This window comes from Streptomyces sp. NPDC093260 (assembly GCF_040683715.1).
Taxonomy (GTDB): domain Bacteria; phylum Actinomycetota; class Actinomycetes; order Streptomycetales; family Streptomycetaceae; genus Streptomyces; species Streptomyces sennicomposti.
The window spans coordinates 1-8,652 of the sequence record NZ_JBFBEK010000016.1 but is presented as its reverse complement, the minus strand read 5'-3'; the positions used below and the strand labels follow the sequence as shown (position 1 = coordinate 8,652).

Annotated in this window: 6 protein-coding genes; 1 reads left to right on the top strand and 5 read right to left on the bottom strand. The window is 71.6% G+C overall.

Annotation, left to right across the window (positions count from 1 at the left end; all coding sequences use genetic code 11):
* From AB0N63_RS21060 to AB0N63_RS21045, 4 genes are all read right to left on the bottom strand, one after another.
* Positions 1-3,726: beta-ketoacyl synthase N-terminal-like domain-containing protein (locus AB0N63_RS21060; RefSeq protein WP_365530519.1), on the bottom strand; the 3,726-nt coding region annotated here is incomplete at its 3' end.
* 126 nt (positions 3,727-3,852) lie between these two features.
* Positions 3,853-4,716 (bottom strand): thioesterase domain-containing protein, encoded by an 864-nt coding sequence (locus AB0N63_RS21055; RefSeq protein WP_365530518.1) that lies wholly within the window; start codon positions 4,714-4,716, stop codon positions 3,853-3,855.
* A complete protein-coding gene (locus AB0N63_RS21050) occupies positions 4,700-4,966 on the bottom strand; it encodes an acyl carrier protein (RefSeq protein ID WP_365530517.1) in 267 nt (88 codons plus the stop codon). Before AB0N63_RS21050 ends, AB0N63_RS21055 begins: the two co-directional genes overlap by 17 nt.
* A gap of 783 nt (positions 4,967-5,749) precedes the next feature.
* Positions 5,750-7,228, bottom strand: coding sequence for a carotenoid oxygenase family protein (locus AB0N63_RS21045; protein WP_365530516.1), 1,479 nt, complete (start codon positions 7,226-7,228; stop codon positions 5,750-5,752).
* Positions 7,229-7,361: 133 nt separating this feature from the next.
* Here AB0N63_RS21045 and AB0N63_RS21040 point away from each other — a divergent pair, with 133 nt between their 5' ends.
* Positions 7,362-7,928 carry a PadR family transcriptional regulator gene (locus AB0N63_RS21040; RefSeq protein ID WP_365530515.1) on the top strand — a complete coding sequence of 189 codons (567 nt, stop codon included), beginning with the start codon at positions 7,362-7,364 and terminating at the stop codon, positions 7,926-7,928.
* Positions 7,929-8,125: 197 nt separating this feature from the next.
* Here the strand turns inward: AB0N63_RS21040 and AB0N63_RS21035 are convergent.
* Positions 8,126-8,652, bottom strand: a 527-nt coding sequence (locus tag AB0N63_RS21035) for a methionine adenosyltransferase domain-containing protein (protein ID WP_365530514.1), incomplete at its 5' end; no start/stop codon positions are given.

Below are 8,652 nucleotides of genomic sequence, written 5' to 3'. Positions count from 1 at the left end.
GGCCTCGACATCCATCTCCAGTTCCAGCATCTCGGCCGGGTAACCGGTCTTCTGCGCCACCACGTCCAGCAGCGCGGCGGACACCGACGCCGCGTCGGGCCCCGCGGCGACGGCGGGGGCCGGGGCCGGAGCGACCGGCGCGGGTGCGGGAGCCGGGGCGGGCGCCGCGGCGGGGGCGGCGGCGGGGGCGGCGTAGGCCTCGGGGGTGGGCGTCGGGGCCGGGAGCGCGGCGACCGGGGGCGCGGCGGGGACGGCCAGGGGCACCTGGGCCGGGGCCGGGACGGCGACCGGGGCGGGCGCGGCGTACGCCTCGGGGGCGGAGGCCGCGATCGACGCGGGCGCGGCCTGGCCGGCCGGGGCGGCGCCGACCTCGAGTCCGGCGAGCTCGCGCAGGATCTCGTTGGCCCGCAGATGGGTGCGGCCGATGGCCAGGCTGTGCTCCTTGACGGTGGTGACACCGGAGATCACCTGGTCGAGGCGGCCCTGGTCATAGGCGCGTTCGAGCAGCCCGGCGAGGCGCTGGGCGCTGTCCAGTTGTCCGTTGAGGTACTCGTCGTGCAGCGCCAAGTGGTCGGCGACCACGTCGGCCAGGCGGTCCTTGTCCACGGATGCTGTCTCCTGGGGGGTGAGGGAGGAAGCGGGAGCCGGGGCCGGCGCGGGTGCGGCCGGCGACGGCGCGAGGGCCACGGCGGCCGACCGGGACGCTGCGGCCGGCCGCGGGGCCGACGGCTGCGGTACCGGCGGCCGCGCGGCCGCGGCGGGCCGGGGCGCGGCGGCGGGCGCCGGAACGGCGGCCGGTGCGGGCGGTGCGGGCGGTGCGGCGGGCGCGGACGGCGGAACGGGCGCGGACAGCACGGGCGTCGGCGCGGCGGACGGGAGGGCGACCCGGTAGCCCGACTCGATGGCCTCGCGGTAGGCGGCCTTGCGCTGCGGCGAGACGTAGTTGATGCCGTTGAGCATGATGCTCATGCCCTTGACCGGCTCACGCTCCACCGGGGCGGCCACGTACCGGTCCGCGGTCTGCAACGGCAGTCCCAGTACGGCGAGCCGGGCCACGGCCTGCTTGAGCGCCACGTCCGCGTCCTTGCCGGGACCGGCGTCCACGGCCAGTACGGTGTGCGGGCGCTCGCCGAGGATGCGCCGCACCAGCGTGGTGAGCACGCTCTTGGGCCCGAACTCGACGAAGGTGCGGAACCCGGCCGCGTACATCTCCTCGACGCGGGCGGCGAAGTCCACCGGGTGGATGAGCTGTTCGGCCAGGACGCGTCGGTTGGCGGCCACGTCCGCGCCGTAGGAGGCGCCGCGGGTGTTGGCGTAGACGGCACCGCGCGGCTCGGTCACCTGCGCGGCCTCGACGTGGGCGCGGAAGGCCTCCACGGCGTGGCCGACGTAGGGGGTGTGGAAGGCCGCGGAGACCGGCAGCCGGGACGCCTTGATCCCGGCCTCCCGCGCGGCGGCCACCAGCCTCTCCACAGCCTCGGTGGCGCCGCCCACGACGATCTGGTCGGGCGCGTTGCGGTTGCAGACGTGCAGGTCGGGGATACCGGCCAGCAGTTCCGTCACCCGTTCCTCGGGCGCGCTGACGGCGGCCATCGCGCCGGCGTCGAAGCCGGGCTCGGCGGGCGGGGCCATCGCGGCGCCCCGGGCCCGGGCGAGGGCGAAGTACGTGTCGTCGTCCAGTGCCCCGGCCGCCCACAGCGCGGTCAGTTCACCGAAGCTGTGCCCGAGGTGGCCCTCGGGCGCGAAGCCGAGTTCGCTGAGGTAGCGGAACTGGCCGGCGGCGAGGGCGCCGATGGCGGGCTGCGCGTACTCGGTGGCGCGCAGCGCGGTCTCCTGCGCCGTGCGCGTGGCGTCGTCGAAGGCGGGCGGCGGGAACGCTATCCGGGACAGCGGCTCGGCGTTCTCGAAGTGCCGGTTGGCGCGGTCGAAGGCGGCGCGCAGCGGCGGCACCGCCAGCACGGCCGTCATGCCCGGGTTGACGTACTGGCTGCCCTGTCCGGCGAAGAGCGCGCCGACCTTGCCTCGTTCGGCGGCGTCGGCGGCGCGACGGCGGAAGAAGACGCCCTTGGGGTGCGTCCAGGACTCGGCGTCCGGGCGGGACCGCAGTTCGCGCAGGGCCAGCTCGCGCAGCGCCGCGGCCTCCTCGGCCCCACGGGCGGCGAAGGCGATCCGGGCGTGGCCGTCGGGGACGGGGCCGGTCTGTGCGGGCGCGTCCCCGTCGAGGGCGGCGGTGAGCGCCGCGGTGTCCGGGGCGTGCCACAGGTGCACCTGGGCGACCGGGAACATCACCTGGAGGTCGTCGCCGTCGCCGTGCTCCTCCAGCACCAGGTGGAAGTTGGTGCCGCCGAAGCCGAAGGAGGAGACCGCCGCCCGGCGCTTGGGGCGCTTCGGGTCGCGGACCCAGGGCCTGAGCGCGCTGTTGACGTAGAACGGCCCGTTGGCGAAGTCGACGGCCGAGTTGGGCTGGTCCACGTTGATGGTGGGCGGCAGCACCTTGTGGTGCAGGGCGAGCGACAGCTTGATCATGCCGGCCGCGCCGGCCGCCGCCTTGGTGTGCCCGATCTGCGACTTGACGCTGCCGACGGCCGCGTACTGCCGCTCCTCCGTGGCCGCGGAGACGACGGCGGCCAGCGAGCTGAGCTCGGTGGCGTCGCCGACGGCGGTGCCGGTGCCGTGCGCCTCGAACAGCTCGACGCTGGCCGGGGAGCAGTCAGCGTCGTGGTAGGCGCGCTCCAGGGCGAGGACCTGGCCCTCCTTGCGGGGGGCGTAGATCGACTTGAAGCGGCCGTCGCTGGCGGCGCCGATGCCGCGCAGCACGGCGTAGACCTGGTTGCCGTCGCGCTCGGCGTCGCTGAGCCGGCGCAGGGCCAGCATGCCGATGCCCTCGCCGATCAGCGTGCCGTCGGCGTCTTGGTCGAAGGGCCGGATGCGACCGGACTTGGACAGCGCGGGGGTCTTGCTGAAGCAGAGGTACATGAAGATGGTGTTCTCGGCGTCGCAGCCGCCCACCAGCATGGTGTCCGCGCGGCGCTCCAGCAGCTCGCTGACGGCCGCCTTGACGGCGCCGAGCGAGCTGGCGCAGGCGGCGTCGACGGTCATGTTGATGCCGCCGAGGTCCAGCCGGTTGGCGATGCGGCCGGCGACCACGTTGCCGAGCATGCCCGGGAAGGAGTTCTCCTCCCAGGGGGCGTAGGCGAGGCGGAACTTGGCGGCGATCTCCTCGGCGTCCCGGTCCGACAGACCGCAGCTGCGGACGACCTCCTTCAGGACGGGGGTCTGCAGGCGCGCGGTGAGCGGCTGGGTGAGCTGGTTGGCGCCGGTGATGCCGAGGACGACGCCGGTGCGCGAGGCGTCGTACCAGGGCTGGTCGGCTCCGGCGTCCTTGAGCAGGTCGCGGGCGACGACGAGGCTGAGCAGCTGGAGGACGTCGGTGACCTCCAGGGTGTTCGGCGGCAGGCCGAACTCCAGGGGGTTGAAGGGCGTGTCCGGGATGAAACCGCCGCGCTTGGCGTAGGTCTTGTCCGGCACCGCCGGGTCGGGGTCGTAGAACTCGTCGACGTCCCAGTGGGTGGCGGGCACGTCTTCGATGCAGTCGGCCGCCGCGGCGACGTTGGCCCAGAACTCCCTCAGGTCGCGGGATTTGGGGTAGAGGGCGGACAAGCCGACGATCGCGATCGGGTCGCGGGCGAGCCGGCGGTCGAGGTCGGAATCCTGCGAAACGTTCACAGCGAGGCTCTCTCGAGGGTCGGGGCAGGGCGGCATGGCCCGGCCTCGTGGGAAGAGGGTGCGCCTACTGGCGAAGTTCTGCTGGGTCTCGATGCCCGTGGTACCTGGGTGTGCCGGTATCCGCGGTCAGGCAGCATCGAGCAGCGACGCGACGACGGAAGCGGCGTCAGCGCGGGTGAGCATGGTGTAGTGGTCTCCCGGACAGGTGTGCACCTCGAGGCCGTGGGGAGCGAGCGGCTCCCAGCCGAGCGTGCGGTCCTCGGGGATGAGGCTCCGCTCGGCCTTGACCAGCACCACGGGAACCGGCGCGGGCAGCGGGCGGTGGGGGTTGGTCAGCCGGTTGTTGCGCAGCAGGCCGTCGACATACGTGTCGTACAGCTTGCGCAGTCCCGGCAGCGGGGTGGAGGGCAGCAGCACCTCGGCGGCGACGGCCGCCTCCAGCACCAGCTTGAGACCGTCGTCCACACCCAGGCCGGCCAGCCGTTCCGCGCCGAGGTGCAGCGGGCGGCCGCGCTTGGCGCCGAGGTACATGGTGAACCAGCCCAGCAGCAGGGACGGTTCCAGCGCGTCGTCGTCGTGCTTGTAGTCGTCGACGGGCGCGATGCTGTCCAGCAGCACCAGCCGTGCGGGACGGCCGTGCCGCACCGGCAGAGTGGCCATGGCGTGTGCCACCACACCGCCGAAGGACCAGCCCGCCAGCACGTAGTCGCCCTCGATGTGGGCGACCTGAACGGCCGTCAGCAGCCGGGAGGCCAGCGCGTCGATGGTGGTGGCGGCGTGGCCGCCGGTGAGCGCTGCCTGCCAGTACTCCGGCAGTCCGCCCAGGTCGAGCACGGTCAGCCCCACACCCGCGGGCAGCGCCTCCGCCAGACCGCGGTGGACGGACGCGTCGAGCGCGCCCGGGTGCACCAGGTAGACGGTGTGACGGCCCGGGGCCGCAGTGCGGTGGCGGTGGACGACGGGCTGTTCGGCGCTACGCGGTCGCCGCACGGCGGTCGCTCTCCTCGGCTATGTGAGCGGCCAGGTCCTTGATGGTGGGGTGGTACCACAACGTCGTCGTGCTCAGCTCGAACCCCAGCCAGTTCTCGATCTCGCCGGCGAGGATCAGGGCTTCCGTCGAGTCGAGGTCCATCTCGTCGAAGTACATCTCGGGAGCGACCTCGGCCTGCTCCGTGCCGAGGCGGTGGGCGATCTTCTCGATCAACCACTCCTGCGCCTCGAGTGCGCTCACTGCGGGCATGGTGATTCCTTTCCTGGAAATAGGGTAGGGACCCGACAGAATGCGGTGAGCACGCACGCACACGCCTGTGACAACGCCACAGAACGTGGAACGCCGCACGCAGCCACACCTGGGAACGACGGAAACCCGACTTCGGAGGAGACGGCGATCCCATCATCATGAGAACTCGCCGGAACTACAAATTCCAGTCCTCCTTGCTCGACAGTCAGACTGGATCCGTTTCGCTCGCCGGCGGTGGTGGGGCACCTCCGCGACCGGTTCCTCCGAGTCAGCGCTTGAATCCTAGAGCCTCGCTCACGGAAGAGTAAAGGGACACGCCGTTAACAGCGAGTATCCAATTTTTTCCTCGGAATGAACGCCGCCTTAGCTGACCCTCCGGTCAGCCCGATCGGGCACGCGGCTTTCCCCCATGTAATCAGGTCCATGACAATTTTGCGCTGCAATTAGCCCTCTCCGGGGGCACGCAATGAATGCGCAACCGCTTTCCGCGGACAGGTCGGCCCTATTCCGGAACCCGGAAATCAACCGCTGTTCGGAAAAGCGAATCGACCGCTGCCGGCCCCAGGGCCTCTCGTCCCGAGCAAGCCGGGCTCGTGGGTCCTGGCACCGCTCCCCCAGGCACTGCGGGCAGGGGGACCCTCACGCCGATCGCCGTCGGCTGCGCCACGGCTCCGGCGACGACCTCCTCCGCCCCGCGATGCTCCCCCACTGCCCGAACGGCACGGAAGACGCCCCCGTCACCAGCCCCCGCTCAGCGATGCGACCTGATCCGGACGCGAGACCCTAGGCGCCCCGCCGGCCCTGCCCGACGAAGACGCCGTGGAACCCGAACGGGACGGCGTGCGGGACCTCCGCCCGGGCCAGTTCCCGGAAGGTGCGCGCGTCGAGCGCCAGGAGGTACGACGACGCGGTGTCCGCCCGCAGGACGACCGAGAGCACGACCCCGTCGTCCTCCGCCCCGCCCCCGTCCCCGCCGGGAGGCGAACCGCCCTGAGGGGGAGGCGAACCGCCCTGACCCGCGGGCGCGGCGACGAAGACCGGCTCCCCCGGGTAACAGCCCTCTTCCCGCCACACGAGCGCGCTGCCGTCCTCGACGTCCAGCTTGACCAGCTGGTCGAGGAAGTCGTCGGTGCGGCGGCCGTGCGACCCGACGCCGTAGGCGTAGCGGTAGCGCCGGCCGTTGCGCCGCCGGTAGGCGATGCGCGGTAGCTCCAGGGACGTCTCCGACAGCGCCCGGGCCGTGACGGTGCCGGCCCGCACGTCCAGGGTGAACCGGGTGGGCGTGGCCTGCGGGACGGCGCCGCCGCCGCGGAGCGAGTCGAGGTAGAGGGCTTGGATGATCGAGGCGTCTTCATAGGCACAGAGATCGACGAAGAGCCGGTCGCCGTCCTCCCACGCGTTGATGTGGTGGAAGGCGAAGCAGGCGGGGCCGCTCAGCACCGAGCGCACCTGCCCGCTGAGCCGGTCCATGACGACGAACCGGGTTCCGCGGTCCGGCTTCCAGCGGTAGTTCTCGATGAACGGGCGGCCGCTCAGCAGCAGCCTGAAAGGGTTCACCACCAGGGGGAATTCGACCAGCACCACATGCCGGGTGGTGATGGCGAAGCTGTGCATGTAGGCGGGTTCTTCGACCCGGTGCCGTCCCATGAGTTCACGGTGCGGCTCGCTGGCGGGCCGCTGGCGATATACACGGTATTCGCTGCGCCGTGAGAAGTGCGTCACATAATTGACGAGGTCCCCGGTGACCGGATCCTGATGGGGATGCGCCGTCGTCACGTGACCGCCGATCCGGTCGTCGTAGTCGACCACTCCGACCGTGGCGAGGGTGCCGGGATCGAACTCCACCGGCAGTGGTGTTTCAGTGAGCGCGACGAGCCGGTCCCCGAATCCGGTGATGTTCACATTCGGATTGACGGGCCGGGTGCGCTGGAAAGGCGTGAGGAAGCGCGCGAAAAGGCTTCGGCAGGGGTCGGTCGCGAATTCCTGGTACCGTATTCGGCCCTCTCGGAGCACGGCCCGGCTGCTGGGCGTGTCCACATATCGGTTGGCGTAATGGACCCGCCCGCCGTCGACGGCGAACCTGTGGATCATCGCCTGGCCGTCGAACCAGTGGCTGAATCCCTTGGCGCCGGCCTCGAACTTCGCCGGCCCGTTGCGTAACAGCACGCCGCTCAACCACTCGGGCAGGCGCCCGCTGACTGGCAGTTCGGCCACTCGGATCTCGTCGTCCAGGCTCCGGAAGCCCGGGCCGAACCGCGCCATGACACTCTCCCCCGTCAGCCCGTGCTCATCCGGGCCCCGACCCATGTGACACAGTGGTCCACCGACCACAGTGGACTATTGACGGTCAGAATCATGCACCGTCCACTATGGAGTGTCAAGGGAGAGCATCTTCATGGACAATCTCAACGCGACAGCAGCCACGCTGCTCGGTTTCCTCCACACCGGGGAGGCCAGCGGGTATGAACTTCTCGCCATCGCCGAGGAGGTCGTCGGCGCCTTCTGGACGGTCACACGCAGCCAGGTGTACCGCGAGCTGGCCGCCCTGGCCACGCGCGGACTGGTCAGAGCGGGAGACGCCGGACCGCGGTCCCGGGTCCGCTACCACATCACCGAATCCGGGCGCGAAGCGTTCGCCCAGTGGATCGGCACACCGCCGGGTCCGGAACAGATCCGCTACCCTCTGCTGCTGACCATCGCCTTCGGCGGTCACCTCGACCGCGCGTGCCTGCTGTACCACGTCGACCAGCACCGGACGGTGCACCAGCAGCGCCTGAAGACCTATCAGGCGCGGCTGGAGAGTGCGGGGATCGACGCCTACGAACGCGCCACCCTGGCCTTCGGCATCCGTTACGAGGACGCGGTGCTCGCCTGGATGGACGATCTTCCGGCCATTCTCGGCCCGGCCGACGAGCCACCCTCCGAGGAACGGGACCCGGCGACCCGGGAGGGGAGCGAGTGATGACGAGCGGGTGACAGAGAACAGATGACGCGGCCGCGGCGGGTGGCGGCCCGTACCTGAGGGCTGAACACCACCCGCCACCGGCGCATCCTGCCGGCCGCCTCCGCGCCGCCCCGTCGACTGGCGTTGCCCGGGCCGGAGTTCGGTGGCATCGGGGTGCCGCGCTCGGCGGAGGCGTTCATCCGCCCCCCCGGTGCTCACGCGCCGATGTCGTCCGTCCCCGCCGCCTCCCGCAGTGCGTCCGCCCGGTCGGTGCGCTCCCAGGTGAAGTCGGGCAGCTCGCGGCCGAAGTGGCCGTACGCGGCGGTCTGGGCGTAGATCGGGCGGAGCAGGTCGAGGTCGCGGATGATGGCGGCCGGACGGAGGTCGAAGACCTCGTCGATCGCCTTCTCGATCTTCTCCGGCTCCACCTTGTGGGTGCCGAAGGTCTCCACGAACAGGCCCACCGGCTCGGCCTTGCCGATCGCGTACGCCACCTGCACCTCGCAGCGCGCCGCGAGACCGGCCGCCACCACGTTCTTGGCGACCCAGCGCATCGCGTACGCCGCCGAGCGGTCCACCTTGGACGGGTCCTTGCCCGAGAACGCGCCACCGCCGTGGCGTGCCATGCCGCCGTAGGTGTCGATGATGATCTTCCGGCCGGTCAGCCCCGCGTCGCCCATCGGGCCGCCGACCTCGAAACGGCCGGTCGGGTTGACCAGCAGCCGGTAGCCCTCGGTGTCCA

Bases quoted from the DNA above. Each gene is read 5' to 3' on its own strand.
- AB0N63_RS21050 (WP_365530517.1), bottom strand. From the start codon at position 4,966: ATGCCCGCAGTGAGCGCACTCGAGGCGCAGGAGTGGTTGATCGAGAAG.
- AB0N63_RS21045 (WP_365530516.1), bottom strand. From the start codon at position 7,228: ATGGCGCGGTTCGGCCCGGGCTTCCGGAGCCTGGACGACGAGATCCGA.
- AB0N63_RS21040 (WP_365530515.1), top strand. From the start codon at position 7,362: ATGGACAATCTCAACGCGACAGCAGCCACGCTGCTCGGTTTCCTCCAC.